Genomic DNA, 26754 nt, shown 5'->3' on the forward strand with positions numbered 1-26754 from the left:
AAGACGATGATTTTTCTGTTGCTTTGCGCAAAATGCCGACCCATGTTGAGGGGACGAGATACGCAAACGGATTGAATGCCATGGCAGCGGATGTGATCGTTTTGGGGGCGGGGATCATCGGGGTCTCCGTCGCTTTGCAACTGGCCCGCAGGGGCAAATCGGTGGTGCTGGTGGACCGGCGGGGACCGGGTGAGGAAACCTCCTTCGGCAATGCCGGACTGATCCAGAGAGAGGGTGTCGTTCCCTACGCCTTCCCGCAGGAAGTTAGCCGGCTTCTCCGCTATTCCCTGAACAACAGCATCGATGCCCGTTATCATCTCTCGGCCCTGCCGAAGATCGCGCCTTTTCTTGGCCGCTACTGGTATAATTCCGCAGCCACGCGCCACGCAGCAATTGCCCGCGCCTACGCGCCACTGATCGAGCACTCGGTCTCCGAACACAGCATCCTGATCGATGAAGCCAAGGCCGGCGATCTAATCGTGAAAAACGGTTGGATGGAGGCCTACAGGACCGCCGAAAGGCGGGATGCAGACTTTGCTTTCGCCGAACGTCTGGCGCGCGACCACGGCATCTCCCACACGAAACTCGATGGGGCGGAACTCGCCGCGGCGGAGCCGCATCTCAGCCGCGATTTCGTCGGCGGTTTAAAATGGAATGATCCATGGTCGGTGCGCGATCCACATGCGCTGACGCTCGCCTATGTCAAACTGTTCGAGAGCCTTGGCGGAACCTTTGTCCGGGGTGATGCATCCACGCTCAGCCAGACGACAAGTGGTTGGACGGTACGCACCGAGACCGGGGCGGTGGAGGCTGAACATGCCGTTGTCGCACTAGGCCCCTGGGCGGATACGGTGACGGAACGGCTCGGTTACCGCTTTCCGCTCGGCGTGAAACGCGGCTATCACATGCACTATGCGCCGCAGGAGGGAACCAAGCTCAACAACTGGCTAATCGACGCCGAGCGCGGTTATTTCCTCGCGCCAATGCGCAAAGGCATCCGCCTGACGACCGGCGCGGAATTTGCCGAACGCGATGCGCCGAAATCTCCCGTGCAGATCGAGCGGGCGGAACGGGTCGCCCGCACCGTCTTTCCTCTGGGCGGCAGGCTGGATGCGGAACCCTGGATGGGCGCGCGTCCCTGCACACCGGATATGATGCCGATCATCGGCAAGGCGCCGCGCCACAGGACATTGTGGTTCTCGTTCGGTCACGCCCATCACGGCCTCACACTCGGGCCCATCACTGGCCGTGTGCTGGCGGAAACCATGCTGGGAGAAACGCCGGTCATCGCCATCGATGCCTATCGACCCGAAAGGTTCAATCCCTAGATCCTGATGAACTGAAATCATCTCTGGCGAAAACCGTGTACACTTTTCGCCATCCCGCTCTGATGGCCGAATCCGCTGGCCTTCCCGCGGCGGGCCACGTAACATGGGCTTATAAAAAGGGAAAAGGGGCAAGCGTCATCATGACGGCGAGGTTTCTCATCTATCAACAGCAGGACGATTTTCGTTAGCGAAGCGCTTCTGCGCGCGAAACAGAAGAGAAACAGCCTGCTGGTGCATGATGGATGATATTGAAAAAGCAAAGAAATTTTTCGACGATAACCCCGATATCGAAATTCTCGAAGCCTTCGTCATAGATGCAAATGGCGTGCCGCGCGGCAAATGGATTCCGCGCGAAAGGGCGATCGATGTCCTTGAAAAGGGAATGGCGATCCCACGCTCGGTCTATGCGCTGGATATCTGGGGCCGCGATGTGCATGCCGCAGGCCTCGCCGAAGGGACGGGCGATCCGGACGGGTTCTGCTTTCCTGTTCCCGGCACGCTGTCTCGGGTGACATGGCTCGGCCGGCCGACCGCGCAAGTCCTGCTCGCGATGAAAAATCCTGATGGAACTGGGTTTTATGGCGATCCGCGCAATGTTCTGGCAAGGGTGCTGGAAGCCTACAAAAAGGCCGGCCTCACGCCGGTCGTGGCGACCGAACTTGAATTTTACCTGATCGACCCGGTTCGCTCTGCGCTCGATCCGGTGCGTCCGCCGCACAGCCGCGAAGGCCGGTGGCACACGGGCCAGACACAGGTTCTGTCGATTTCCGAATTGCAGGATTTCGAGGATGTCTTCCATGATATCGCCACCGCATGCAGGGCGCAGGGTGTTCTTGCCGATACGACGCTGCGGGAGAACGGCCCTGGCCAATATGAAATCAACCTCAATCATGTGCCGGACGCGTTGCGGGCCGCCGATTTCGCTGTTTTCCTGAAACGTATCGTCAAGGGTGTGGCGCGGCGGCACGATCTCGACGCCACCTTCATGGCGAAGCCGTACGGGTTACAGGCCGGCAATGGCATGCATGTGCATTTTTCCGTTCTCGATAGTGACGGCAGGAATATCTACGCCGGGGAAAACGGCCCATCGGACGCGCTGATGCATTCGGTCGGCGGCCTTCTGGAAAACATGGGGGAGAGCATGGCGATCTTCGCTCCCCATGCCAATTCCTATCGCCGCCTGACGCCCAGCGAACATGCGCCCACCTATGCCTCCTGGGGCATAGACAACCGCTCGGCGGCGGTGCGCGTTATCACTGCCAGCAAGGCCGCAACCCGCATCGAACATCGTGTCGCCGGCGCCGATACCAATCCCTATCTTGTTGTGGCAATGATCCTGAGTGCTGCCCTTGCCGGCATGAAGGAAAAACGCCAGCCGGGCGGCGCGATTTCCGGCGACAGCCACGCCATCAATCACGAACCTTTGCCCACCAACTGGGATTATGCATTGCAGCGTTTCACGCGTTCGAGTTTCGCCTATGCGACGCTTGGCCAGCGCTATCGCACGCTGTTTTCTGCCTGCAAACAGCAGGAACTTTCCGAATTTTCCCTGCGTGTAACCGACGTCGAATATGACGCCTATATCAGGACGGTGTGAGATGGCTGAGGTGACGACTATTCCCAATCCCGGCCACACATCCTCCTGGTATGCGGCCTCCGCCAATGTCAAATCCGTGCGGCCAACGCTTGAAGGCGCAATGGAAGCGGATGTCTGCGTCATCGGTGGCGGGTTTACCGGGATTTCCGCAGCACTCGAACTTTCCGAACGCGGCTATTCCGTTATCGTGCTGGAAGGCGTGCGGGTCGGCTTCGGCGCGTCGGGGCGCAATGGCGGCCAGATCGTCAATGGCTATAGCCGCGACCTCGAAACAATCGCCAGTCGTTACGGCCACGACAAGGCGGTGAAACTCGGCGAAATGTCGCTGGAAGGCGGGGAGATCATCCGCAGCCGCATTTCGAAATACGCTATCGATTGCGATCTCGTCGATGGCGGTTTCTTTGCGGCCTTCACGACGAAACAGATTCGCGAGATGGAGGCCCATAAGGCCCATTGGGAAAAACACGGCCATGGCGGGCTTGAGATGGTCTCCAAAGCCGATGTTGGAAAATACGTGCGGACCGATCGTTATGCCGGCGGCATGATCGACCGTTTCGGCGGCCACATCCATCCGCTCAATCTGGTGCAGGGGGAAGCCGCGGCGGCCGAAAGTCTCGGTGCGCGCATATTCGAAAATTCGAGGGTCATTTCGCTGGAGCAGGGCGTAAACCCTGTCGTGCGCACGGCGACGGGCAGCGTGAAGGCGAAATATGTTCTCGTCTGCGGCAATGCCTATCTCGGCAAGCTGCTGCCGGAAATCGGCGACCGGATGATGCCGGTCTCAAGCCAGGTCATGGCGACAGAGCCGCTTGATGCCGATCTGATCGAGGAACTCCTGCCAGCCAATTATTGCGTCGAGGATGCCAATTATATTCTCGATTATTATCGCCGCACCTCCGACAACCGCCTGCTTTATGGCGGTGGTATCGGTTATGGCGGCAGCGATCCGGCGGATCTGACCGGGGTAATCCGTCCGAATATGCTGAAGACTTTCCCGCAACTGGAAAAGACGAAGATCGATTTTGCCTGGAGCGGCAATTTCGCGCTGACGCTGACGCGCATCCCGCATATGGGCAAACTGTCGGACAATGTCTATTTTTCGCATGGCGACAGCGGCCACGGTGTCACCACCACGCATCTGCTCGGCAAGATATTGGGCGAGGCCGTTGCAGGCCACGCCGAGCGTTTCGATGTCTGGAGTTCCCTGCCGAATTATCCGTTCCCAGGCGGTAAGACGTTCCGCGTGCCGCTGACCGTGCTTGGTGCATGGTGGTACGGCCTGCGCGACAGGCTCGGATTTTAAAAAATCACCGCTTTCAGGCCCGAAAGTGCGTTTGCGGTAATTTCCTCCGGCGTGGCGTCGATGCTGACGGTTACGACGCCGGGTTCGCCGGTCGGCACTTCCAGCGTGGCAAGCTGGGTCTGGAGCAGCGAGAGCGGCATGAAGTGCCCCTTGCGTTCGCCCATACGCCTGCTGAGAAGTTCCAGGCTGCCGTCCAGATAGACGAAAGCGAGCGGGCCACCGGTAGCCTCGCGAAGGCGGTCGCGATAGATTTTCTTCAGCGCCGAGCAGGAAACGACGACACCGTTATTTTCGTTTCCCTTGCGCAGTTCTGCGCCAATCAGATCGAGCCAGGGCCAGCGATCTTCGTCGGTCAGCGGAATGCCCTCTGACATTTTATCGACATTGGATTTCGGGTGAAGCTTGTCGCCCTCAATAAAGGCAATGCCCAGTTTTTCCGCCAGTTCCTCTGCGACCGTGGACTTGCCAGAGCCGCTCACTCCCATCACGACGATTGCCTTTGTCACCCGAACCTCGAATGTTTCTGTTTCGACGGTCAGCCCCTAACATGCGCGGCGGATGTCGGGAACATAAAAATGAGGAGCTTGCATTTGTCAGTGCCCGGTTTTGCGGGCCGCTGCCTTTTCCAGTGCAGAAAAGCTGGCGTGGATCAGGATTGCCAGCACAGCGACGATCAATCCGCCCTGAAGGATGAAGGCGAGATTGTTGGATTGCAGGCCGGCGATGATCACCTCTCCGAGCGTGCGGGCCGCGACCGTGGAACCGATGGTTGCTGTCGAAAGGCTGATCACCGCCGAAAGCCTGATGCCTGCGAGGATCGCCGGAAGGGCAAGTGGCAGCTCCACTTTGACAAGTCTTTGCCAGCCGGTCATGCCGGCGCCCTTTGCGGCATCCATGACGGTTGGCGGCAGCGTGGTCAGCCCTGTCAGCGTATTTTCGAAAACCGGTAAAAGCGCATAGAGAAACAGCGCAATGAGCGTCGGTTTCTCGCCAAAACCGATCATCGGCACGGCAAGCGCCAGCACCGCCACCGGCGGAAAGGTCTGGCCGATATTGACGATGCTGCGCGATAGCGGCAGAAAATCCGCGCCGAAAGGGCGGGTGACGAGAACCGCAAGGGCCCCCGCCACCAGCGTGGCCAGCCCCGTTGCGATTGCGACAATGGTCAGATGCGACAGTGTCAGGGAAAGCAGATTGGCCTGCGTGTAGATCGCCGGCGCATTGGTCTGCACAAGAGGGCGGAATATCGGTGCGAAAACCTGCGGCGCCGCGAGAAAGGCGATCAGCGCCAGCACCAGAACCCCGGGGGCGAAAAACGAAGCGGCATTTTTCATGGGGTTCCGGCAGCCCGCTGGAGCAGAACGTCGCGCCGCACGATACCTGCGGGTTTGCCATCGTCTTTCAGCACCGGCAAGGTATCGCAGCCCGCCCACAACATTGCAGACAGGGCGTCGCGCTGGCTGGTATGTTCATTCAAAGGTTCGCCTTCGGCGCTTCCCGGCTCCACGACGTCTGCAACCGACAGGACGGATAGAAGTTTCAGGGCGCGCTCGTTTTCGCCGATCATGGTGCGGACGAAATTCGTTGCCGGTTTTAGCACCAGCTCGGCCGGCGGGCAGTCCTGAACGATACGGCCCTTGTCCATAACGGCAATACGATCCGCCAGGTGAAAGGCCTCGTCCATATCATGCGTGACAAGAACGATGGTGACACCGAGCTTCTTCTGGATATCGAGAAGATCGTTCTGGGCCTTGGCGCGGATAACCGGGTCCAGTGCACCGAAAGGTTCGTCCATCAGAAGAATGTTCGGTTCTGCTGCAAGCGCGCGCGCCACGCCGACACGCTGTTGCTGGCCGCCTGAAAGCTCATGCGGAAAGCGGTTGGCATAAAGCGCCGGATCCAGCTGGAAGAGCTGCATCAGCGCGTCGATTTTCGCATCGATGCGCTTGCGGTCCCAGCCGATGAGCTGCGGAACCGTCGCGATATTCTCCGCCACGGTGCGATGCGGAAACAACCCATGGCCCTGAATGGCATAGCCGATCTGACGGCGCAGCTTGTAGCCCGGCATGGTGCTCACATCGTCTCCGTCGATGCGGATAGTGCCGGAGGTCGGCTCCACCAGCCGGTTTATCATGCGCAGCAGTGTGGTTTTTCCCGACCCGGAAGTGCCGACGATGACGGTGACGGTGCGCGGCGCCACAGTCAGGGAGACCTGGTCGACCACGACCGTATCGCCATATCGTTTCGTGATGGTGTCGATCTCGATCATGCCTTTTGCCTTCCGCCTGCGCTGAAGAGATTGCTGTCGATAAGGGCGTCGAGCGTAATCGCGGCGGCGAAGCCGAGCAGAACGGTCGGCACGGTGCCGAGCAGTACGAGGTCCATCGCGGTCTGCCCTATGCCCTGAAACACGAAAACGCCAAATCCACCGCCGCCGATCAGTGCTGCGATGGTCGCAAGACCGATATTCTGCACCAGCACGATACGGATGCCGGTGAGGATGACGGGCATGGCGAGTGGAAACTCCACCCGCAGCAGCCTTTGCAGTGGCGTCATGCCAAGCCCGCGCGCGGCTTCCCGCACTGCCTGCGAAACGCCGGACAGGCCGACGACCGTATTGGAGACAACGGGCAGCAGCGAATAGAGAAATAGCGCCACGAAGGCCGGCGCCATGCCGATGCCGGCGATGCCGATCTTCGCCGCACCCGGCACATTGGCTGCCATCCATCCGAGTGGCGCGATCAAGAGGCCGAAAAGCGCGATGGAGGGAATGGTCTGGACGATATTGAGAGCGTTCAGTAGACCGGAGCGCAAACGCTCGACCTTGTAACAGAGAATGCCGAGCGGGATACCGGCGAGGGTGGCTGCAACCAGCGACCCGATGGCAAGTTCCACATGCCGCAGTGCTTCGGTCCAGAAGATATCTGCCCGGCCGTTATATTCCTTGATGATGGAGAGATCGTCCCAGAGGCCGCTTGTCAGGACCGCCGCAAGCGTCCCGGTTGCCACCAGCAACAGCAAAATCCGCAAAGTGGGTTTCGGCTGGAGACGTGCAATGCAATCGGCGGCGAGCAATGCAAGCCCTGCAAACATCAACCAGAAACCGCTGGCGGGCGATACGCGGGCAAAACTGTTGCCCTCGGGTGTCAGCGCAGACGCCGCCTGCCCGACGAAGATCGCCAGTGCCGCGAGACCGACCAGCGCAGCGGCGAGTTTCAGGCGCGCCGGAAACCGGAAAAAGGCGATGAAGGCGGCGACAACAATGATGGCGACGAGGAGGGTAGCAGCAGCAACCGGAAGCGCTTCGAAGATCGTTCGCGTTTCACCCTGAATGATCCGGTTAGCTCGGAATGTCATGAAGGGGGACGCTGCAAGCGCGTAGAGAAGCAGGCACGAAATCAGCACGCCTACCTTGTCAGGCCATTTCGTCAAATTCCGCTCCCCGGATCATAGGTTCGGACGGGATGGTGAAAACCTCACATGGTTTCCGATATCCCGCCCTAACGGTTCTATGGCAATTACTTGAGGAAACCGTTCTTCGTCAGGAAGTCGGTCGCAACTGCCTTGGCCTGTTCGCCCCCCACCTGCACGCGGGCGTTCAGCTCCTGCAAGGTTGCCAGATCCAGCTTTTCGAAAACGGGTTTCAGCAATGTCTCGATATTGGGGTTCTTTTTCAGAACTTCCTCGCGAATGATCGGCGCAGGCTGGTAGACGGGCTGCACATGCTTGTCGTCCTCAAGCACGACAAGACCGGACGGCGCTATGCCACCATCGGTGCCATAGACCATGGCCGCATTGGCATTGTTCGTCTGATTTGCGGCGGCAGCGATAGTGGCAGCCGTGTCGCCACCGGAAAGCGTGATCAGCTGATCCGGCTTCATGGTGAAGCCGTAGGTGGTCTGAAATGCCGGCAGGGCGGCTGCGGAATTGACGAATTCCGAGGAGGCGGCAAGAACCACGTCACCGCCACCGGTAATGTATTTGCCGAAATCCGAAAGCGTCTTCAGATTGTTCTTGTCGGCAACATCCTTGCGCAGCGCAATCGCCCAGGTGTTGTTTGCGGGCGATGGTGTCAGCCAGACGATCTTGTTGGCGTCATAGTCGAGTGTCTTGGCTTCCTGGTAAGCCTTGGCGGCATCTTTCCAGAGCGGGTCGTCCGCCTTGGAGAAGAAGAAGGCGGCGTTGCCTGTGTATTCCGGATAAATGTCGATCTCGCCGGCAGTGATCGCTTTTCTGACGACCGGGGTAGCGCCAAGCTGGATGCGATCCGTCGTCTCGATATTGTTCTTGTTCAGCACGGCAAGGATGATGTTGCCGAGAACGCCGCCCTCCGTGTCGATCTTAGACGACACCACCACCTGCGCCTGAGCGAAGGAAACAGAAAGGGCGAGCGCAAATCCGGCGCCTGTCAACATCATCGAGCGGTTCATGAATAGTCCTCCGGTGGGTCAGCCTGTCGAACACGCGAAAAATCGCCGCCGCAATTGCGGAGAAACATGAACGGCCAGAGGAACAAATGGTTGCAACGCCATTGGCGTTTTTTACCTGAATGGCGAGCGCGCTGGCCCGGCTTAGATTTCGCCGTCCCGCTTGCGCGCATCCTTGCCCATGACCAGCGGCATGAGAACCGACAGGAACAGAAGTCTGAGAACGTGATGTGATCCGACATAGGCGGTATCGGCATGCATCATCACGGCCATCGCCGCCATGGTTTCAAGACCGCCCGGCGAATAGGCAATCATCACCGCATTGAGCGGAACGCCTGTAATGTTGGAAATCATCCAGGCGATACTTCCGGCGATCACCATCACGGCGATGGTGACGACGAAACCTGCCAGAAAGCCTTTTCGCACATCCATCAGCGACACATTCGAAAAGCGCGTGCCGATGAGACAGCCGATCAGCACATAGACCGGCAGGCTGAGCCAGCTCGGAACACCGCCCTCGGTAAGGCCGGTAATATGGGTGCCGATGGAAACCGCGACGCCGCCCAGCAGCAGGGCTGCGGGAAATCTCCAGCGAAGGAACAGCCATCCCATCGCAAGCGACGCGCCAATGGTCAGGGCCAGTGTGAACAGGCCCATCGGTGGATTGGCGATGAGCGGTTCCGTGCTGACGAGATCGAAATATTCAACAATCAGCGGCACGGAAAGCGTCAGCGCCAGCACTCGCACGCTTTGCACGATGCTGACGGTCGCAAGGTCGCTTTTCGTCTCGGCGCCGAGGCTGATGATATAGCTGAGGTGCCCGGGCGAAGCGCCCAGCATTGCCGTCGTCCTGTCGTATCCGAAGCCGTAATGCAGGATCCAATAGGCGACATACAGCATGATGACGACTGCAACGAGCACGATGACGAAGCTCAGTGGCCATGTCTTCGCGGCATCGATCACCGACGGCGTTACGCTCGTTCCCATCGAAATGCCGACCACAACGAAACAGGCATTGCGGATGAAGGCGGGAATCCCAAGCTTCACGCCCGCCAGTCCCGTAATCGTCACGGCGAGCGCCGGACCGGACAGAAACGGCGCTGGAACGTTAAGGAGACTGGCAAGCAGCGCACCCATGCTGCCGACGAGCGCGGTAAGTGCAAATGTATGGAATTCAGGCTTGATGATCATTGCGACGCTGGCTGATTGCTTCAAAAAAGCTCGCGACCAAATGCGCCGCTTCGTCTCCTGGCGTCAACACGCTCGACCAAAAATATTGCATTTCCGAAGTATTCTATAAAAGAAAAGCCCGTGACCTGCGGACACGGGCTAGCGCAATTGTTGCTTGGGCAATGGGATGATCAGGCGGCCGGCAAGGCGGCGATCTTCGGCATTTCCGTGTCGATGCCGAGCAGGAAGTTGATCTGCGGCCGCGCCTTGACGAGATCGTCGATGGAATATTCCGCCAGCACATCGAAGAAGGCATTGAGCGCCTTGCGAAGCGCCGAGTTGAGGCCGCAGCTATCCACAAGCGGACATTCGACAGCACCGTCCTCGAAGCATTCCGCCATGGCAAAACTGTCTTCGGTCACCTTCACCACGTCAAACAGGCTGATTTTCTCAGCGGGTTTACCAAGACGCACGCCGCCGTTACGGCCGCGCACGGTTTCCACCAGACCGGCCTTGTTGAGCGGCTGCAGAATTTTGAAAAGGAACAGCTCAGATACGCCATAAGCCCTGGCGATCTCCGGAATGCGGCTCAACTTGCCTTCATTTGCGGCGCAATACATCAACATGCGAACGGCATAGTTGGTCTGTTTGGTCAAACGCATGCTGGTCTCCTAACTCTCAATGTGGAGTTATATAGTCTCTTTTTCAGTTTAGAACAATTCCAGAAACTGAAAAAACTGGCAGCGATCCGATATTTCTCGGACAGCCTTGTTGACCGCTTTGATGATTCATGAACAAACAAGTCAAGAATCTGAATGTAATGGAGGCATTCTTAATGGCAAGCTTGAAATCGTGTTTTTCCGCTGCCGTTTTTTCGGGTCTGACGATCCTCTCGGCCGCGCCCGCTGCTTTTGCGGACGGCGAGGTGAACGTCTATTCCTACCGGCAGCCCGAGTTGATTCAGCCGCTGCTCGATGCCTTCACGAAAGAAACGGGCATAGAGGCCAACGTTCTCTTCCTCGACAAGGGTCTGGTGGAGCGCATTCAGGCAGAAGGCGTCAATTCGCCGGCCGACGTGCTGTTGACGGTCGATATCGCCCGGCTTGTCGAGGCGAAAGAAGGCGGCGTCACACAGCCGGTGCTGAACGATCCCGTCATTGAAAAGGATATCCCAGCCAATCTGCGCGATCCGCAAGGCGAATGGTTCGGCCTGACGACGCGTGGCCGCGTGGTATATGCCTCGAAGGAGCGGGTCACCCAGAAAGACATCACCTATGAAGAGCTTGCCGATCCGAAATGGAAGGGCAAGATCTGCATTCGCGACGGCCAGCATTCCTACAATATCGCGCTGATCGCCTCGATGATCGCCCATCATGGCGTCGATTATACCCGGACATGGCTGACCGGCCTTAAGAACAATCTTGCCCGCAAGCCTGATGGAACAGACCGCAGCCAGGCCAAATCGATCTTTTCCGGCGAATGCGATATCGCGCTCGGCAATACCTATTATGTCGGCCTGATGCTGACCAACGACCGCGAGCCGGAGGAAAAGGTCTGGGCGGGATCGGTGCGGGTGATCTTTCCCAATGCGGGAGATCGCGGAACGCATGTGAATATTTCCGGCATGGCGCTGACCAAATACGCACCCAACAAGGACAATGCGCTGAAGCTGATGGAATTCTTGGCATCGCGCGAGGCGCAGGAAATCTATGCCAAGCAGGTCTTCGAATACCCGGTGCTGCCCGGCGCGGAGCCTTCCGATGTCGTGAAGGGCTTCGGCCCCATCAATCCGGACAAGCTGCCACTGACGGATATTGCCGCCCACCGCAAACAGGCATCCGAGCTGGTGGACGAAGTGGGTTTCAACGACGGCCCGACCAATTGACGCCGTTTGCACACCTGTGACCGGTTAGGATACCGGCGGGTCAATCGCCCGCCGGTTGATTGTTTAGAGACGCATTGCTTACTTCATCGTCGGCATGACGAATTCGGCACCCGATTTGATGCCGGACGGCCAGCGCGAGGTGATCGTCTTGGTCTTCGTCCAGAACTTGATCGAATCCGTTCCGTGCTGGTTGAGATCGCCGAAGCTCGAGGCCTTCCAGCCGCCGAAGGAGTGGTAGGCGAGCGGAACAGGGATCGGAACGTTGATGCCGATCATGCCGATATTGATGCGGCTGGCGAAGTCACGCGCAGCATCGCCGTCACGGGTGTAGATCGCAACACCGTTGCCATATTCATGCTTCATCGGCAGTTCCAGCGCGTCTTCGTAGTTCTTGGCGCGAACGACGGAGAGAACAGGTCCGAAGATTTCCGTCTTGTAGATGTCCATGTCAGGGGTGACGTGGTCGAACAGGCAGCCACCGACGAAATAGCCGTCTTCATAACCCTGGAGCTTGAAGTCGCGGCCATCGACCAGCAGTTTCGCGCCCTGCTCGACACCGCTGTCGATCAGACCCTTGACGCGCGTTTGCGCTTCCTTGGTAACGAGCGGGCCCATATCGGCCTTGTCGTCGGTGTAGGGGCCGATCTTTAGTGCTTCGATCTGCGGGATGAGCTTTTCAACGAGACGGTTGGCCGTTTCTTCGCCAACCGGAACCGCAACCGACACCGCCATGCAGCGCTCGCCGGCCGAACCGTAACCGGCGCCCATCAAGGCGTTCACGGCCTGATCGAGATCGGCATCAGGCATGATGATCATGTGGTTCTTCGCGCCGCCGAAGCACTGTGCGCGCTTGCCGTTCATGGCGGCAGTACCGTAGACGTAGCGGGCAATCGGCGTCGAGCCGACGAAGGAAACCGCGCCGATATCCGGATCCGTCAGGATGGCGTCGACAGCGCCCTTGTCACCATTGACGACGTTGAGGATGCCGGCCGGAAGACCTGCCTCGATCATCAGTTCGGCAAGGCGGATCGGCAGGGACGGATCGCGCTCGGAAGGCTTGAGGATAAAGGCGTTGCCGCAGGCGATTGCCGGCGCAAACATCCACATTGGGATCATGCCGGGAAAGTTGAACGGCGTGATGCCCGCACCGATGCCGACCGGCTGGCGGATCGAATACATGTCGATGGCGGGACCTGCGCCCTCGGTGAACTCACCCTTCTGCAGATGCGGAATGCCGCAGACGAATTCGCAGACTTCGAGGCCGCGCACGATATCGCCCTTGGAATCTTCGACGGTCTTTCCGTGCTCGCTGGAGAGCAGCACCGCCAGTTCATTCATGTCGCGGTTCAGAAGTTCGACGAACTTGAAGAAAACGCGGGCGCGGCGCTGCGGGTTGGTGGCGGCCCACTTCGGCTGTGCCGCTTTTGCGCTTTCCACGGCAGCGCGCAGCTCGGCGTCGCTGGCAAGCGCGACAGTCGCCTGCACTTCGCCGGTTGCCGGGTTGTAGACGTTAGATGTGCGTCCACTGGTGCCGGACACATGCTTGCCGTTGATGAAATGACCGATTTCCCTCATGGGGCTTTCCTCCGCTATTTTTTGATGGGTGCAGCATTGCACTTGAATTTGTACAAATCAATGAACTCAGATAAGAAACCGTTGTGCGTAAATTGAAGCAAGGCGAGCATTTTGAGGGTAGCGGCGGATTTCCGACACCCACACGTTCGCCGCTCAACAGAAGGTCAGAAGCTTGATGAGCGATGAACCGGTCGTGCGGATGGCTGAAATCCAAATCGATCCAACCCAGCTGGATGCCTATCGCAGACTGCTTGCAGAAGAGATCGAAGCTTCGGTCAGCCTGGAAATTGGTGTGCTTGCATTAAATGCGGTGGCAATTAAAGGCAGCCCGGAAAAGATTCGCATCCTCGAAGTCTACGCGGACCGGGCGGCATATGAAGCGCATCTGCAAACGCCGCATTTTCTGAAATACAAAGAGGGTGTGGCAGGAATGGTGACGTCGCTGACCTTGCTTGACGTCGAACCCATAATGCTGCGCAGCAAACCATGAATTGGGATGACGTCCGCATCTTCCTCGCCGTTGCCCGCTCCGGGCAGATCCTTGCCGCATCGAAACGGCTCGGACTCAACCACGCAACGCTTTCGCGGCGATTGACGTCGCTGGAGCAGGCACTGAAGACCCAATTATTTATCCGCCGGACGAACGGTTGCGAACTGACCGAAGAAGGTCAGTTGTTTTTGGGCGCCGCCGAGCGCATGGAAACCGAAATGCTGAATGCGCAGGCAAATCTCGGTCGTGTCGATACGGCAGTGGCGGGAACGGTGCGCATCGGCGCGCCCGATGGTCTTGGGGTTTCTTTTCTTGCGCCACGGCTTGGCCGGCTGACCGCGCGTTATCCCGACCTAAAAATCCAGCTCGTGCCGGTTCCGCGCTCCTTTTCCCTGTCGCAGCGAGAGGCCGATATCGCCATCACCATCGAGCGGCCGGAACAGGGTAGGCTGATGTTTTCCAAGCTCACCGACTATTCGCTGGGGCTCTACGCATCGAAGTCCTATCTCTCCGAATATGGAACGCCGGCGGATGTGGAAACACTCAAGCGCCATCGGCGCATCGGCTACGTCGAGGATCTGATCTTCTCGCCTTCTCTGAACTATACCGGCGAGATCATGCGCGACTGGGACGCCGCCTTTGAAATCTCCAGCGCCACCGGTCAGACCGAGGCGGTGCGCTCGGGCGCCGGTATCGGCATCCTGCATAATTACATTGCCGGACAATATCCCGAACTTCTGCGGATCATGCCGCATATGAGCATAAGCCGGTCCTATTGGACGGCCTATCACGAATCCGCCCGTCAGTTGGTCCGCGTGCGCACGGTGGTCGATTTTCTCCAGGAACTCGTTGCCGAAGAGAAGCGCATGTTCGCGTGACATCGAAATTGCCGATTTATTAGTACTATTAATACGCGACTCCTCCCGCTTCGGGCTTGACAAACGAGGGCTGGCTGAACGACCAATGCAGCCATTGGGAGAGAACGGAACCTGACATGCCGAATATATTACGAAAGCTTTCGCCGACTGGCCTCGGCGTGGCCGTCATGCTGCTTGGAATGCTGCTTTTCGCGTTGAACGACGCTATGGGAAAATGGCTAGTTTCGACCTACAGCCAGGGGCAGGTGATCCTCATCCGCAGCGTCGCTGCCCTTGTCATTCTGGTTCCGATCGTGTGGAAAGGCGGTCTTTCCGGCCTCATGAAAATCGAGCGACCGTCTCTCCAGGTGGCGCGCGTATTCTTCTCCACCGCCGAGCTTTTCTGTTTCTATTTCGCAGTCGCTGCTCTGCCGCTGGCAGACGTGATGACCTACTGGCTCGCCGCCCCCATTTATGTGGCGGCTCTATCGCCGTTTCTCCTGGGAGAAAAGGTCGGCTGGCGTCGCTGGACGGCCATCGCCATTGGTTTCGTCGGTGTTCTCATTGCCTTGCAGCCAAGCTCGGCAAGCCTCACCTCGGCCGCACTGTTTTCCATTCTCGGCAGCGCCGCCTTCGCCTTCATGATGTTGTCCGGACGCCAGCTACGCAACACGCCCGATACGGTGCTCGCTTTCTGGCAGATCATCGGTGCGGGGCTTGCGGGCCTCGTTGCGGTGTTCGTCACGCCGTCTGGCTGGTTGCCGGTCCAGTCCGGTTTCGATCTCGCTTTCCTCGGCCTGCTCGGCGTGGTCGCCATGGCGGCGCATGTGCTGGTCAACCGCGCTCTGAAGCTCGCGGACGCCGCGACCGTCGCGCCGCTGCAATACACATTGCTGCTCTGGGCGGTGGTCTTTGGCTGGCTGTTCTTTGGTGATGTGCCGCAGACCAGTATCGTCGTCGGTGCGGGCCTGATCGTTCTTTCCGGCCTTTATATTTTCTTCCGTGAAAATACGCTCAAACGCGGTCGCGAAAAGGTGGATATACTGGCTGCGGACTAGACATTTCCTCTGTTTACCCGTGATGTTGCCGCCGAAATCATCACGGGACTTGACGAAGAGGTGATCTTCGAGGAGTAAGAGAAGGTCCTGCGATCATATGTCTCGCAAGGGCAGAGGAAACAAAGGTGCCGGGCCCCTCTGGCGAGAGTTTTACGGCGCTCTCGTGATGTCGGTACCGCCTGCAAAAATTGGCCGGCGGATTAAAAACTATGAAAAACCTGAATGTGCTTCGCGCGCGTGCTTTCTGCGTGCGGCCCGACGTCCTGCGTCGTTCCGCAATCGCTCTCGTTACCGGAGGTAACCGGACATGAGCGCCGCCCAGAAAACCACACTTTCCTACTTCAAGTGGGCTTTTATCGTCACCATCGTCGGTCTGATCCTTGGCGGCTATCTCGGCTGGGAAATGACCGGAACTGTCAGTGGAACAGCGACGATCTTCTTCATTTGTGCGGTGCTTGCCGTGCTGGAAATTTCGCTTTCCTTCGACAACGCCATCGTCAACGCCAACAAGCTGAAAGAGATGACGCCAGTCTGGCAGCATCGCTTCCTGACCTGGGGTATTCTGATAGCCGTTTTCGGCATGCGTATCGTCTTCCCGCTGCTGATCGTGGTCGTTGCCGCCAATGTCGGCCCCTGGACGGCGCTCGTCATGGCGGCCACGCAGCCGGAACGTTATGCAGAAATCATGCGTGACGCCCATCTGCCGATCGCTGCTTTCGGCGGTACCTTCCTGATGATGGTCGGTCTCAACTTCTTCTTCGACCATGAGAAGGACGTGCACTGGGTGCGCTGGATCGAGGAAAAGGCTGCGGTCTATTCCTCCGTCAAGGGTATCGAGATCGCCTTCGTGCTGGTCGTCATGCTGGCCTTCTCTCGTATCATCGGCGCCAGCGACAATCCGGAGCTTGGTCCGGTTGCGGCCAACACCTTTTTCCATGCGGCAATCTGGGGTCTTTTGACCTTCCTGCTGGTGGAAGTCGTCGGCGGTATTCTCGATCGTAGCCAGGAAGTGCTCGAAGGCGCTGCAAAAGGCGGCTTCGGTGCGTTTCTCTATCTCGAGGTGCTCGATGCAAGCTTCTCCTTCGATGGCGTCATCGGTGCTTTTGCGCTGACGCAGAACCTGTTCATCATCGCCATCGGCCTCGGTATCGGCGCCATGTACGTGCGCTCGATGACGATCATGCTGGTGGAAAAGGGAACGCTCGCCGAATACCGCTATCTGGAACACGGCGCTTTCTACGCGATCCTCATCCTGTCCGTCATCATGTACGTGCAGACGATGTTCCACATTCCGGAGGTCATCACCGGCCTTGGTGGCGCGACCCTGATCGGCATTTCGCTCTGGTCGTCGATCCGACATAACCGGCGGCACAATGCAGATGCGACCGATGCCGCACGCGGTGCGGAAATCTGATCCATCCCGATCCCAGCCTTCCGCTGTTACGGCGGAAGGCAGTTTTTAAGCACTGAATTGCTGATTGCCTGTTTTTGTTGCTATTTCCGCCTTGCGGAAAATTTGAACATAACATCGAAGTTATACCCCAAGCACCTGTTTTTGCTCGTATTTGTGCGCTGCAGTAAAACTGGCACGCTTCCTGCATCTCATCTTGCAAGTCCAGAGGGGACATTAGAGGCCCGAAAAACGGGTTTAAACAACACCGCCGCGCCGCGCGATCTTTTATGATCTGCGAAGGCGCGGCGGTTCTGTTTGTGCGGTATGCTTCTTGAGTTTTCCGCTCCGTTGAATGAAAACGGTGGGATAACGACTGGAAGGTTACCGGTTTGCCTGCAGAACTTTCGCCTACGGAGGCCTTGGGGCTTTGGCATCGCGTATCTGCTGCGCAGGTCACGGCCGATGCGCCGGATTTGACCTTGCGCCAGACTACAATCCTGCTGCAGATATACCTCGTGCCGCCGCCACATACAGTCCGGGGCCTCGCCGCCTTGCTGGGCGTGACCAAACCGGTCATCACCCGCGCACTCGACAGTCTGGGAGCGCTCGGGCTGGTTGACAGGGTGCGGGACGAACGGGACAAGCGCAATGTCGTGATAAAACGCACCGTGGCAGGTGCGCTCTATCTGGAAAAATTCGGCGATCTGATTATTGATCAGGCACGCAAGATCTAACCTCTGGATGTGAAACCATGATGCTCGACCGCCGCCTGAATGTCTTCCGCTCCGATCTGGCCGATGAGAAACTGCAAGGCGTGGTTCAGGCCGAGCGTTTCGTCAGCGGTTCGCCCGCCCAGATCGCGGTGCCGGTTATTGGCCTGCGGCCAACGCCTGACCTTGCCGCCGGCATCGATACGGAGCTGCTGTTTGGTGAAACCGTGCGCATTTTCGACCGGGCGAATGGCTTCGCCTGGGTGCAGGCGGATGCGGATGGTTATGCCGGTTACGTGCCGGAGACGGCAATCGGCGATGTCGTTGCCGTTACCCACCAGGTGGTTGCGCCACGCACTTTCCTCTATCCTTCCGCCGAATTGCGCAAACCGCCGGTCGCAGCCATTTCCATGGGCAGCATGGTCCGGATCGTTGGTGAGGCCGAGACACGCGGCACCCGCTATCTGCTGACCGAAAAAGGCGAAGGCATTATCGCCGCCCATTGCCGACCAGCCGATGCCGCTCTTGAAGAGGACTATGTTGCGGTGGCCTTGCGCTTTATCGAGACACCTTATCTCTGGGGCGGCCGCTCCGGCTTTGGCATCGATTGCTCGGGCCTCGTGCAATTGTCCATGGCGATGACGGGCCGACGGGTTCTGCGCGATACCGACATGCAGGTGAAATCGCTCGGCGTGGAAATAGAACGCGATGAATTGCGCCGCGGCGATCTGGTTTTCTGGAAGGGCCATGTCGGGCTCATGGAAAACGAAGAGACGCTGCTGCATGCCAATGGCCACACGATGAATGTTGCACGCGAAAATCTCAATGAGGCCATCGAGCGCATCGGCTGGCTTTACGAAAAGCCGACGGCTTTCCGGCGTTTGGAAGGCTGAGGCGGCGGCTTCACGAAATTGTGCCTGCCTCGCCCTTTGTGCGACCACAGCCGAAAGCCTACATCGGTTGAATGATGGTACGGGACCGGCATCGATGAACACAAAAATGGCAACACGATTGGCAACGATGCTGGCAGCGCTTTTAATGAGCGCTTCCGCGCAGGCGCAGACCGTTTTTCAGAATGGTTTTGCTCCGGCTCCAGATGCCTATGCGAACCTGCCGGGTGTCAAGGACCCGCGAACGCTACAGCCCAAGGTGCGTTACAATTGCCATAGCGAACTTGGTGTAACTGGATATGCCCGCGGCCCATACCGGGATGTTTTCGGTAGTCGCGGTCTGCCGGTTCAGGGCTATCGCTGCACCGATGAGAACGGCATCTCCAGCTTCGGTGGCAGAAATCCCATCTCCAAGGACTGGTATCCCGGCATCAATCCAGTCGACCCGACCTTCTGAAGTAATATGACTTAAAGCGGCGTTTGCGCCGCCCGCACTCTGGACTTGTTGTTGCTTTTTCAGATAAATCTTTGACATGACAGGTTGATAATACCTGCCGAGGTGCGGGGTGACGTCGGCCCTGCCGATGTTCTGGGCCGATGCTGGGGAATGCAAGCATGACGAAGACCGATATAGCAACCCGTGTCCACAATCACACCTGGAAACTCGATCCGATCGTCCGCAGCCTGATCGATACGGATTTCTACAAGCTGCTGATGTTGCAGATGATCTGGAAACTCTATCCGGAAGTCGACGCGACGTTTTCGCTCATCAACCGCACGAAGACGGTGCGGCTGGCGGAAGAGATCGACGAGATGGAACTGCGCGAGCAGCTCGATCACGCGCGTACCCTGCGCCTCTCCAAGAAGGAAAACATCTGGCTTGCGGGTAACACCTTCTACGGCCGCTCGCAAATCTTCGAGCCTGAATTCCTCTCCTGGCTTTCGAGCTACCAACTGCCCGAATACGAGCTTTTCAAGCGCGACGGGCAATATGAGCTGAATTTCCACGGCCGCTGGATGGATACGACACTCTGGGAAATCCCGGCACTGGCGATCATCAATGAGCTACGCTCGCGCAGCGCAATGCGCTCGCTTGGTTATTTCACGCTGGATGTTCTCTACGCCCGCGCAAAGGCCAAGATGTGGGAAAAGGTCGAACGGTTGCGGGAACTGCCGGGCCTGCGAATTTCCGATTTCGGCACCCGTCGCCGCCACAGTTTTCTGTGGCAGCGCTGGTGCGTCGAGGCGCTGAAGGAAGGCATCGGCCCTGCCTTCACCGGCACGAGCAACGTCCTTCTCGCCATGGATTCAGACCTTGAGGCGGTCGGCACCAACGCGCATGAATTGCCGATGGTGGTTGCGGCGCTGGCGCAAACCAACGAGGAACTGGCCGCAGCACCCTATCAGGTTCTGAAGGACTGGAACCGGCTTTACGGCGGCAACCTGCTGATCGTGCTACCCGATGCTTTTGGCACGGCGGCCTTTCTGCGCAACGCGCCGGAATGGGTGGCGGACTGGACGGGCTTCCGTCCCGACAGCGCGCCGCCGATCGAAGGCGGGGAAAAGATCATCGAGTGGTGGCAGAAGATGGGCCGTGACCCCCGCAAGAAGATGCTGATTTTCTCAGATGGTCTCGATGTCGATGCCATCGTCGATACATACAGGCATTTCGAAGGCCGGGTGCGCATGAGCTTCGGCTGGGGCACCAATCTGACCAATGATTTCGCCGGTTGCGCGCCGAAGACCATCGCCAGTTTGAAGCCGATTTCCATTGTCTGCAAGGTCAGCGACGCCAATGGTCGGCCAGCCGTGAAACTCTCCGATAATCCGCAAAAAGCGACAGGCGAACGATCCGAGGTGGAGCGTTATCTGAAGTTCTTTGGTGAGGAAGATCTCAAGGAACAGAAGGTTCTGGTTTGATTAAGGCCGGGCGCTCCGCTTAACGAAGCGCCCGTGGGCAAGTCAGATCAACCGTGGTACCGATTTACTTCGCAAACTGGTGTGTGATGTAATGGAAGAGTGCTCTGATACCTTGAGCCTCGCCGCCGATCGATGAATGGTGCCTTTCGCTCAAGGACCAGCCGTAAATATCGAAATGTGCCCATTTTTTCGTATTGGTGACGAAACGCTTCAGGAACAAAGCGGCGGTGATCGATCCTGCCATGCCGCCTGATGGCGCGTTGGTGATATCGGCCGCGCGTGAGCGGATATCCTTGTCGTACCCCATGTAGAGCGGCATGCGCCAAAGGGGATCGTCGGTATCGATGCTGGCTTCCGCGATATCGTGGGCCAGATCGTCGTCATCGGTATAGAAGGGCGGCAGATCCGGGCCGAGAGCAACGCGGGCGGCACCCGTGAGCGTTGCCATGTCAATCATCAGGTCCGGCGCATCCTCGTCGGCATAGGCCAGCGCATCGGCCAGAACGAGACGGCCTTCCGCATCCGTATTGTCGATCTGTACCGTCAGGCCCTTGCGGCTCCTGTAGATGTCACCGGGACGGAAGGCGTTGGCGGAAATGGAGTTTTCGACGGCGGGCACCAGGACGCGAAGATTGACCGGCAGTTTCGCGTCCATGATCATCAGCGCGAGACCGAGAACATTGGCCGCACCACCCATGTCCTTCTTCATCAGCGCCATGGAGGCGGCTGGCTTGATATCGAGACCACCAGTATCGAAGCAGACACCCTTGCCAACGAGGGTCAGGCGGGGATTTCCCTTCTTGCCCCAGTTCATTTCCAGAAGGCGCGGTGCGCTTTCGCTGGCGCGGCCGACGGCATGGATGAGCGGGAAGTTTTCCTTCAGCAGATCGTCGCCGGTAATGACGCCCACCTTTGCCTTGTAGTGTGCGGCAAGGCTGCGGAAGGCGATCTCAAGCTCGTCCGGTCCCATATCGTTGGCCGGAACATTGATGAGATCGCGGGCGAGGAAGACGCCGGCCAGAACGCGCTTGATCTCGCCATCTTCGGCATCCTGCGGAATGAGAAGCTTGGCCCCGCTGGTTTTGGTTGTCTTGTATTTGTCGAAGCGGTAGCTGCCGAGGCCGAAACCGAGAGCCAGCCGATTGGCCGTCAATGGCGCGGTTTCAATATGCCACTCGCCTTCGGGCAGCTCGCGGGCCAGTTTTCCGGTTATGAACGGGATTTCTGAGGGATTGCCGCCAAGGCCGAGAAGAACGCCACCCAGCGAACCATCGGAAGAGGGAACAAGCAATACGGCGCCTGCTTCGGCCTTGAAACCCGCTTTTTTCGCCCAGTCCAGAGCAACAGGATCGATGGCACCCTGTTCGATATGGGCTGGCGTCACGGCGAAAACCGGCAGGGTGCTGCCAGCCTTGGAGCTGAAAGGTGTCGGGCGTTCGATGAACTGATAGGGCGCCATGGTCTGCTTTCGTAACTGTCGAGAATCGGTGCGATTAACGCTCTGTTAGGGTTAACAGATTATTGCTTAAGCGAAAGTTGCGTCATGTGAGTCTGTCGTATGTCGGGCGCAAGATCGATAATTCTTGGGCGGGAGCACTGCCATGACTGCTTTTTCTTTGAGCGAGACAGGTCGGACAGGCTTACTGCGGGGAGCATGTCTCGCAGCGCTGGTTTTCGCCGTTTCCGGATGCGCGAGCACTAACAAGCCGGATCGCATGTCCACCGGCTCCATTCCTGCGACCACACGCTCCTATGACCACATGAACATGGACCAGCTCCGGCAGGCGGAAGAGACGGCCGGCAAGGCCTATGAGCGCAGCCCCAAGGACAGGTCAGTCGGCATGAATTATGCCAACGTGCTGATGATGACCGGCAAGAACACACAGGCGCTCGCGGTCATGCAGCAGATCGCCATCGCCAATCCGGCCGACCGCGAGGTGCTTGCCGCCTATGGCAAGGCGCAGGCAGCATCAGGCCAGCTCGAACAGGCCCTTTCAACCATCCAGAGAGCACAGACGCCTGATCGTCCAGACTGGCGGCTGTATTCTGCCGAAGGTGCCGTGCTCGACCAGCTTGGCAGGTCGAACGAGGCCCGCACCAAATACAGGCAGGCACTCGATCTCAAACCGAACGATCCAAGTGTGCTCTCGAACCTTGGCATGTCCTATGTCCTGTCGAGCGATCCCCGTACCGCCGAGACGTATCTGCAATCGGCCATCGCCCAGCCGGGCGCCGACAGCCGCGTTCGCCAAAACCTCGCGCTCGTGGTGGGTCTTCAGGGACGGTTTGCCGAGGCTGAGCGCATCGCGGTTCAGGAACTTTCGCCACAGCAGGCACAGGCAAATCTCGGTTATCTGCGTGGAATGCTGTCGCAGCAGAATTCCTGGCAGCAACTGGCGAAGAAGGACAACAAGCCAGCAGGCTGATGCGGGTTCAGGCACGTCCATCAACACCAGATCGCAGATAATATTCACAGCTCCGTCTCATCACACGCTACCGCCTACAGTGCGGTCGCGTTTAGCGTGTCAGAACGTATCGGCGACGCGAATGCCGGCTGGTCCGAGAATGACTGCGATGAGCACCGGCAGGAAAAATATGATCATCGGCACGGTCAGCTTTGGCGGCAGGGCGGCGGCCTTCTTTTCGGCTTCGTTCATCCGCTCGTCGCGGCCTTCCTGGGCCAGAACGCGCAACGCCTGAGCCAATGGCGTGCCGTATCGTTCCGCCTGGATAAGCGCTTGCACCACGCTTTTGACGCCGTCTAGCTGCGTGCGCATGCCAAAATTCTCAAGTGCGATGCGCCGGTCCTGAAGGAAGGAGAGCTCCGCTGTCGTCAGCATCATTTCCTCCGCCAGTTCGGGCGACTGCTCACCCATTTCTTCCGCAACACGACGCATGGCGGCCTCCATGGACACACCGGATTCGATGCAGATCAGCATCAGATCCAGCGCATCCGGCCAAGCGCGCCTGATCGAGGCCTGCCGCTTGTTCATGGCGTTGGAAACATAGATATTGGGTGCATAAAAACCCAGATAACCGAAAATGAGCACTGCCATCAGCCGGACGACGAAAGCCTTATCGGCGAGGTTTCCGAGAACGAAAACCCAGGTAAAGGCCAGGGCTAGAAAAACGAATGGCAGCACGAACCGGGCGGCAAGAAATGTGTTGAGCGCATTCTGTGAACGAAAACCCGCAGCGCGCAGCTTGTTCATCGTGTTCTTGTCGGCAAGCGCTTCCTGAAGGTTGAATTTTTCGACGATGCGGCGCGCCGATTTATTATTATTGCCACGCAGGGAGGCCTTGCCGTCCCTGGTGGCGGCGGCCAGGCGCTCACGCTCGCGGCTGCGAATGAGATCGCGCTCCGATGACACGGCTTTCATGCGCTTGGCGAAGTCTTTTCGCTCAAAGAGCGGCATGATGAGCGTATAGAGGGTTGCGAAAACCGCAAGGGTGACGAGAATGGCAATGATCGTTTGCGGGTCCGTCAGGCTGGAAAAGAGGCTTCCTGTCATGGTCGTGCCCTCATATGTCGAAATTGATCATTTGGCGCATGATGAAAATCCCGATCAGCATCCATAATCCCGACACCCCCAGAATGATGTGCCCACGCATGTCGGTGAAGAGCACCGACAGATAGTCGGGCGAGGTGAAGTGCACCAGCAGCATGACGATGAAAGGCAGCGCGCCAATAATAACTGCCGAGGCCTTCGCCTCCATCGATAACGCGTTGACTTTGGCACGCATTTTCCTGCGTTCACGCAGAACTTTCGAAAGGTTGGAAAGAGCCTCCGAAAGATTGCCGCCTGCCTGCGCCTGAATGTTGATCACGGTGCTGAAGAAGCTCACTTCGAAAAGCGGCACGGTCAGCATCATGCGCTCGATCCCCTGCGGAATGCCGATGCCGACCTGTAGCGCGTCGATGACGCGCTGGAATTCCGTCTTGACTGGTTCTTGACCGTCTGAAGCAATCAGTCGCACGGCGTCGTTCAACGGTAATCCGGATTTGATCGACCGGCACATGACATCCAGCGCATTTGGAAATTCCTCGAGGAATTTTTTCTGCCGGCGCTTGAGTATAAATCCCAATACCCATCTCGGCAGTCCCAAGGCCACGACGGCTCCTATGAGCAGAGCGATAAGCAACGACAGGCCATAAAGAAGCGCAATGACGACGGAGAAAGCAGCCGCGCCTGCGCTCAGAAGGTGGAACTGCCGGACAGAAAGTTGCAGTCCCGCCTGAACCAGCTTTTCGCGCAGACCGACATTCTTTGCTTTCTTCGCCTTTTCGCTTTGTTTCTTTTCCATTTCCCGCAGGCTGTCCTGCATGGACTTGCGGCGTTTGCCAAGTTCCTGGACCCGGTCCCGCGCGGCCTTGATGTTTGCGTGATCCGTTTCGGCGGCCTTGACCCGCTTGACGCGACTAGTGGTCTTTTTCTCGACCTCGATCTGCTGGAAGAGGAAGGCATAAGCAAGCGCCCCTGCCGAAATAGCGACAAGTGCGGCCAGTAACAGGATTGTGGGGTCCATGGCAGTCGCCTTCCTTAGAGCATTTCCAGTAAAATTGCGTAGTGGTTTTCCGTCCGGAAAATTCGTAGAAACAAAGGGTTAGAGCACGTCAGACGATTCCGTTTAAACAAGACTTGCTCTAGGATGTCTTTTCCATCTCGTCGAGCGCGGTGGCCAGGCGTTTTTCCTCGCCATAATAGCGCGCGCGATCCCAGAAATGGGGTTTGCTGATGCCCGTGGAGACGTGCTTGCCGATCAGCTTGCCATGCGCGTCTTCGCCGTCGATTTCGTATCGCATCAGATCCTGGGTCACGATGACGTCGCCTTCCATGCCGATCACTTCGGTGATCTGCGTTATCCGGCGTGAGCCGTCGCGAAGGCGCTGGGCCTGAATGACGATATCGATAGAGCCCGAGATGATTTCGCGTACCGTCTTTGCCGGCAGGGTAAACCCGCCCATGGCGATCATCGATTCGATACGGCTGAGGCATTCCCGCGGCGTATTGGCGTGGAGCGTTCCCATCGATCCGTCATGGCCGGTGTTCATCGCCTGAAGAAGGTCGAAAACCTCCGGTCCACGCACTTCGCCGACGATGATACGTTCAGGCCGCATACGAAGGCAGTTCTTGATCAGATCACGCATGGTGATCTCACCTTCACCTTCGATATTCGGCGGGCGCGTTTCCAGCCTCACCACATGCGGTTGCTGCAGTTGCAGTTCGGCGGTGTCCTCACAGGTGATGACGCGTTCATCCTTGTCGATGAAGCTCGTCAGGCAATTGAGAAGCGTGGTCTTGCCCGAGCCGGTACCACCAGAGATGACGACATTACAGCGGACGCGGCCGATGATCTTGAGCAGGGTCGCGCCTTCAGGCGTGATCGCGCCGAAACGCACCAGCTGGTCTAGCGTGAGCTTGTCCTTCTTGAATTTTCGGATCGTAAGCGCCGGACCATCGATGGCGAGCGGTGGTGCGATGACGTTGACACGCGATCCATCGGGTAAGCGGGCGTCGCATATCGGGCTCGATTCGTCCACGCGTCGGCCCACCTGGCTGACGATGCGCTGGCAGATGGAAAGCAATTGACCATTGTCACGGAACCGAATGTCGGATTCGATGGTCTTGCCGCCGACTTCGATGAAGGTCTGGCCGGAACCGTTGACCATGATATCGGCAATATCATCGCGTGCGAGAAGCGGCTCCAGCGGCCCATAACCAAGAACGTCGTTGCAAATGTCTTCGAGCAGCTCTTCCTGCTCGGCGATGGACATGGCGAAATTCTTGATCGTTATGATATCGTTGACGATATCACGGATTTCCTCGCGTGCGCTCTCCGCGTCGAGCTTGGCGAGCTGCGAAAGGTCGATCGTATCGATGAGCGCGGAAAAGACCTGGCCCTTGGTATTGTAATAATCTTCCGTGCGGGCACGCTTTTTCTGCGGCGATTGCATGGGAGATTGTGCCTGCCGCGTTGCAGGCGATTGGCCGGGCTCCAAAGTGTCGATCGCCAGAGATCGCGGCTCAGGTGTTGCCTTCACCTGCTGTATGGCAGGCGCGACAAAATCCGGCTTTATGGTTCTGGCTGGGCCTTCTGGCCCGCGTTTTCCGAACATCGGCGTTTCCGTCTAAAGGCCCAGAAAGGGAGC

The 26754-nt window shown here is 58.2% G+C and carries 25 protein-coding genes; 13 read left to right on the forward strand and 12 right to left on the reverse strand.

Annotated features, from left to right (window positions below; genetic code table 11):
• Positions 1 to 80 precede the first annotated feature (80 nt).
• From G6L97_RS13030 to G6L97_RS13040, 3 genes are all read left to right on the forward strand, one after another.
• Positions 81 to 1328: an NAD(P)/FAD-dependent oxidoreductase gene (locus G6L97_RS13030; RefSeq protein ID WP_025592115.1), complete on the forward strand. Its 1248-nt coding sequence runs from the start codon at positions 81 to 83 to the stop codon at positions 1326 to 1328.
• A gap of 235 nt (positions 1329 to 1563) precedes the next feature.
• Positions 1564 to 2925, forward strand: a complete 1362-nt coding sequence (locus G6L97_RS13035) for a glutamine synthetase family protein (RefSeq protein WP_003514517.1) — start codon at positions 1564 to 1566, stop codon at positions 2923 to 2925.
• Between the two features lies 1 nt (position 2926).
• Positions 2927 to 4228 (forward strand): NAD(P)/FAD-dependent oxidoreductase, encoded by a 1302-nt coding sequence (locus G6L97_RS13040; RefSeq protein WP_019564508.1) that lies wholly within the window; start codon positions 2927 to 2929, stop codon positions 4226 to 4228.
• On the opposite strand, the gene G6L97_RS13045 is transcribed toward G6L97_RS13040, so the two are convergent.
• The 7 genes from G6L97_RS13045 to rirA all read right to left on the reverse strand — a co-directional run bounded on the left by G6L97_RS13045 (position 4225) and on the right by rirA (position 10487).
• Positions 4225 to 4713 (reverse strand): gluconokinase, encoded by a 489-nt coding sequence (locus G6L97_RS13045; protein WP_003514519.1) that lies wholly within the window; start codon positions 4711 to 4713, stop codon positions 4225 to 4227. The two genes, G6L97_RS13040 and G6L97_RS13045, sit on opposite strands and share 4 nt — an antisense overlap.
• Positions 4714 to 4821: 108 nt before the next feature.
• Complete coding sequence (locus tag G6L97_RS13050; protein WP_111782894.1) at positions 4822 to 5562, reverse strand: ABC transporter permease; 741 nt, start codon at positions 5560 to 5562, stop codon at positions 4822 to 4824.
• Complete coding sequence (locus tag G6L97_RS13055) at positions 5559 to 6497, reverse strand: ABC transporter ATP-binding protein (protein ID WP_003514521.1); 939 nt, start codon at positions 6495 to 6497, stop codon at positions 5559 to 5561. Before G6L97_RS13055 ends, G6L97_RS13050 begins: the two co-directional genes overlap by 4 nt.
• Positions 6494 to 7660: an ABC transporter permease gene (locus G6L97_RS13060; RefSeq protein WP_162686706.1), complete on the reverse strand. Its 1167-nt coding sequence runs from the start codon at positions 7658 to 7660 to the stop codon at positions 6494 to 6496. Before G6L97_RS13060 ends, G6L97_RS13055 begins: the two co-directional genes overlap by 4 nt.
• An 86-nt stretch (positions 7661 to 7746) precedes the next feature.
• The gene (gene osmF, locus G6L97_RS13065; protein WP_111782893.1) at positions 7747 to 8658 is read right to left on the reverse strand and encodes a glycine betaine ABC transporter substrate-binding protein OsmF; all 912 of its coding nucleotides are present in this window, start codon (positions 8656 to 8658) and stop codon (positions 7747 to 7749) included.
• A 141-nt stretch (positions 8659 to 8799) separates the two neighbouring features.
• Positions 8800 to 9846 carry an AbrB family transcriptional regulator gene (locus tag G6L97_RS13070; RefSeq protein WP_003514529.1) on the reverse strand — a complete coding sequence of 349 codons (1047 nt, stop codon included), beginning with the start codon at positions 9844 to 9846 and terminating at the stop codon, positions 8800 to 8802.
• Positions 9847 to 10016: 170 nt separating this feature from the next.
• On the reverse strand, positions 10017 to 10487 hold the full coding sequence (rirA, locus tag G6L97_RS13075; protein WP_003514531.1) for an iron-responsive transcriptional regulator RirA: 471 nt from the start codon (positions 10485 to 10487) through the stop codon (positions 10017 to 10019).
• Between the two features lie 173 nt (positions 10488 to 10660).
• Between rirA and G6L97_RS13080 the strand changes: the two genes are divergently transcribed.
• Positions 10661 to 11710, forward strand: coding sequence for a Fe(3+) ABC transporter substrate-binding protein (locus G6L97_RS13080; RefSeq protein ID WP_025592125.1), 1050 nt, complete (start codon positions 10661 to 10663; stop codon positions 11708 to 11710).
• Between the two features lie 78 nt (positions 11711 to 11788).
• Here G6L97_RS13080 and G6L97_RS13085 read toward each other — a convergent pair whose 3' ends face one another.
• Positions 11789 to 13285 (reverse strand): CoA-acylating methylmalonate-semialdehyde dehydrogenase, encoded by a 1497-nt coding sequence (locus G6L97_RS13085; RefSeq protein ID WP_003514535.1) that lies wholly within the window; start codon positions 13283 to 13285, stop codon positions 11789 to 11791.
• Positions 13286 to 13460: 175 nt separating this feature from the next.
• On the opposite strand from G6L97_RS13085, the gene G6L97_RS13090 reads away from it, so the two are divergent.
• The 8 genes from G6L97_RS13090 (at position 13461) to pncB (ending at position 20603) form a co-directional block, all read left to right on the forward strand.
• On the forward strand, positions 13461 to 13775 hold the full coding sequence (locus tag G6L97_RS13090; RefSeq protein ID WP_065661492.1) for a putative quinol monooxygenase: 315 nt from the start codon (positions 13461 to 13463) through the stop codon (positions 13773 to 13775).
• Positions 13772 to 14653 (forward strand): LysR family transcriptional regulator, encoded by an 882-nt coding sequence (locus tag G6L97_RS13095; protein ID WP_003514539.1) that lies wholly within the window; start codon positions 13772 to 13774, stop codon positions 14651 to 14653. The genes G6L97_RS13090 and G6L97_RS13095 overlap by 4 nt, the downstream gene beginning before the upstream one ends.
• A gap of 116 nt (positions 14654 to 14769) precedes the next feature.
• Entirely contained in the window at positions 14770 to 15690 is a 921-nt protein-coding gene (locus tag G6L97_RS13100) for a DMT family transporter (RefSeq protein WP_003514540.1), read from the forward strand.
• 307 nt (positions 15691 to 15997) lie between these two features.
• Positions 15998 to 17104 carry a DUF475 domain-containing protein gene (locus G6L97_RS13105; RefSeq protein WP_003514542.1) on the forward strand — a complete coding sequence of 369 codons (1107 nt, stop codon included), beginning with the start codon at positions 15998 to 16000 and terminating at the stop codon, positions 17102 to 17104.
• Between the two features lie 368 nt (positions 17105 to 17472).
• A complete protein-coding gene (locus G6L97_RS13110) occupies positions 17473 to 17817 on the forward strand; it encodes a MarR family winged helix-turn-helix transcriptional regulator (protein ID WP_003514544.1) in 345 nt (114 codons plus the stop codon).
• Between the two features lie 17 nt (positions 17818 to 17834).
• On the forward strand, positions 17835 to 18686 hold the full coding sequence (locus tag G6L97_RS13115; protein ID WP_065703646.1) for a C40 family peptidase: 852 nt from the start codon (positions 17835 to 17837) through the stop codon (positions 18684 to 18686).
• 94 nt (positions 18687 to 18780) lie between these two features.
• On the forward strand, positions 18781 to 19140 hold the full coding sequence (locus tag G6L97_RS13120) for a hypothetical protein (RefSeq protein WP_065703647.1): 360 nt from the start codon (positions 18781 to 18783) through the stop codon (positions 19138 to 19140).
• Between the two features lie 158 nt (positions 19141 to 19298).
• Positions 19299 to 20603, forward strand: coding sequence for a nicotinate phosphoribosyltransferase (gene pncB, locus G6L97_RS13125; RefSeq protein ID WP_003514549.1), 1305 nt, complete (start codon positions 19299 to 19301; stop codon positions 20601 to 20603).
• Between the two features lie 64 nt (positions 20604 to 20667).
• Here the strand turns inward: pncB and G6L97_RS13130 are convergent, their stop codons facing one another.
• Entirely contained in the window at positions 20668 to 22062 is a 1395-nt protein-coding gene (locus G6L97_RS13130) for a leucyl aminopeptidase (RefSeq protein ID WP_013635292.1), read from the reverse strand.
• Positions 22063 to 22204: 142 nt separating this feature from the next.
• Between G6L97_RS13130 and G6L97_RS13135 the strand changes: the two genes are divergently transcribed.
• Positions 22205 to 23029 carry a tetratricopeptide repeat protein gene (locus tag G6L97_RS13135; RefSeq protein WP_111782892.1) on the forward strand — a complete coding sequence of 275 codons (825 nt, stop codon included), beginning with the start codon at positions 22205 to 22207 and terminating at the stop codon, positions 23027 to 23029.
• A 99-nt stretch (positions 23030 to 23128) separates the two neighbouring features.
• On the opposite strand, the gene G6L97_RS13140 is transcribed toward G6L97_RS13135, so the two are convergent.
• From G6L97_RS13140 to G6L97_RS13150, 3 genes are all read right to left on the reverse strand, one after another.
• Entirely contained in the window at positions 23129 to 24115 is a 987-nt protein-coding gene (locus tag G6L97_RS13140; protein ID WP_013635294.1) for a type II secretion system F family protein, read from the reverse strand.
• Positions 24116 to 24125: 10 nt separating this feature from the next.
• Positions 24126 to 25130, reverse strand: coding sequence for a type II secretion system F family protein (locus G6L97_RS13145; protein ID WP_111782891.1), 1005 nt, complete (start codon positions 25128 to 25130; stop codon positions 24126 to 24128).
• A 118-nt stretch (positions 25131 to 25248) separates the two neighbouring features.
• Positions 25249 to 26721: a CpaF family protein gene (locus G6L97_RS13150; RefSeq protein WP_003514561.1), complete on the reverse strand. Its 1473-nt coding sequence runs from the start codon at positions 26719 to 26721 to the stop codon at positions 25249 to 25251.
• Between the last annotated feature and the right edge of the window lie 33 nt (positions 26722 to 26754).

Source organism: Agrobacterium tumefaciens, from assembly GCF_013318015.2.
GTDB lineage: Bacteria > Pseudomonadota > Alphaproteobacteria > Rhizobiales > Rhizobiaceae > Agrobacterium > Agrobacterium tumefaciens.

Excerpts from the sequence above, each read along its gene's own strand:
- G6L97_RS13030 (WP_025592115.1), top strand. The coding sequence starts at position 81 with ATGGCAGCGGATGTGATCGTTTTGGGGGCGGGGATCATCGGGGTCTCC.
- G6L97_RS13035 (WP_003514517.1), top strand. The coding sequence starts at position 1,564 with ATGATGGATGATATTGAAAAAGCAAAGAAATTTTTCGACGATAACCCC.
- G6L97_RS13040 (WP_019564508.1), top strand. The coding sequence starts at position 2,927 with ATGGCTGAGGTGACGACTATTCCCAATCCCGGCCACACATCCTCCTGG.
- G6L97_RS13045 (WP_003514519.1), bottom strand. The coding sequence starts at position 4,713 with ATGGGAGTGAGCGGCTCTGGCAAGTCCACGGTCGCAGAGGAACTGGCG.
- G6L97_RS13050 (WP_111782894.1), bottom strand. The coding sequence starts at position 5,562 with ATGAAAAATGCCGCTTCGTTTTTCGCCCCCGGGGTTCTGGTGCTGGCG.
- G6L97_RS13055 (WP_003514521.1), bottom strand. The coding sequence starts at position 6,497 with ATGATCGAGATCGACACCATCACGAAACGATATGGCGATACGGTCGTG.
- osmF (WP_111782893.1), bottom strand. The coding sequence starts at position 8,658 with ATGAACCGCTCGATGATGTTGACAGGCGCCGGATTTGCGCTCGCCCTT.
- G6L97_RS13070 (WP_003514529.1), bottom strand. The coding sequence starts at position 9,846 with ATGATCATCAAGCCTGAATTCCATACATTTGCACTTACCGCGCTCGTC.
- rirA (WP_003514531.1), bottom strand. The coding sequence starts at position 10,487 with ATGCGTTTGACCAAACAGACCAACTATGCCGTTCGCATGTTGATGTAT.
- G6L97_RS13080 (WP_025592125.1), top strand. The coding sequence starts at position 10,661 with ATGGCAAGCTTGAAATCGTGTTTTTCCGCTGCCGTTTTTTCGGGTCTG.
- G6L97_RS13085 (WP_003514535.1), bottom strand. The coding sequence starts at position 13,285 with ATGAGGGAAATCGGTCATTTCATCAACGGCAAGCATGTGTCCGGCACC.
- G6L97_RS13090 (WP_065661492.1), top strand. The coding sequence starts at position 13,461 with ATGAGCGATGAACCGGTCGTGCGGATGGCTGAAATCCAAATCGATCCA.
- G6L97_RS13095 (WP_003514539.1), top strand. The coding sequence starts at position 13,772 with ATGAATTGGGATGACGTCCGCATCTTCCTCGCCGTTGCCCGCTCCGGG.
- G6L97_RS13100 (WP_003514540.1), top strand. The coding sequence starts at position 14,770 with ATGCCGAATATATTACGAAAGCTTTCGCCGACTGGCCTCGGCGTGGCC.
- G6L97_RS13105 (WP_003514542.1), top strand. The coding sequence starts at position 15,998 with ATGAGCGCCGCCCAGAAAACCACACTTTCCTACTTCAAGTGGGCTTTT.
- G6L97_RS13115 (WP_065703646.1), top strand. The coding sequence starts at position 17,835 with ATGATGCTCGACCGCCGCCTGAATGTCTTCCGCTCCGATCTGGCCGAT.
- G6L97_RS13120 (WP_065703647.1), top strand. The coding sequence starts at position 18,781 with ATGAACACAAAAATGGCAACACGATTGGCAACGATGCTGGCAGCGCTT.
- pncB (WP_003514549.1), top strand. The coding sequence starts at position 19,299 with ATGACGAAGACCGATATAGCAACCCGTGTCCACAATCACACCTGGAAA.
- G6L97_RS13130 (WP_013635292.1), bottom strand. The coding sequence starts at position 22,062 with ATGGCGCCCTATCAGTTCATCGAACGCCCGACACCTTTCAGCTCCAAG.
- G6L97_RS13135 (WP_111782892.1), top strand. The coding sequence starts at position 22,205 with ATGACTGCTTTTTCTTTGAGCGAGACAGGTCGGACAGGCTTACTGCGG.
- G6L97_RS13140 (WP_013635294.1), bottom strand. The coding sequence starts at position 24,115 with ATGACAGGAAGCCTCTTTTCCAGCCTGACGGACCCGCAAACGATCATT.
- G6L97_RS13145 (WP_111782891.1), bottom strand. The coding sequence starts at position 25,130 with ATGGACCCCACAATCCTGTTACTGGCCGCACTTGTCGCTATTTCGGCA.
- G6L97_RS13150 (WP_003514561.1), bottom strand. The coding sequence starts at position 26,721 with ATGTTCGGAAAACGCGGGCCAGAAGGCCCAGCCAGAACCATAAAGCCG.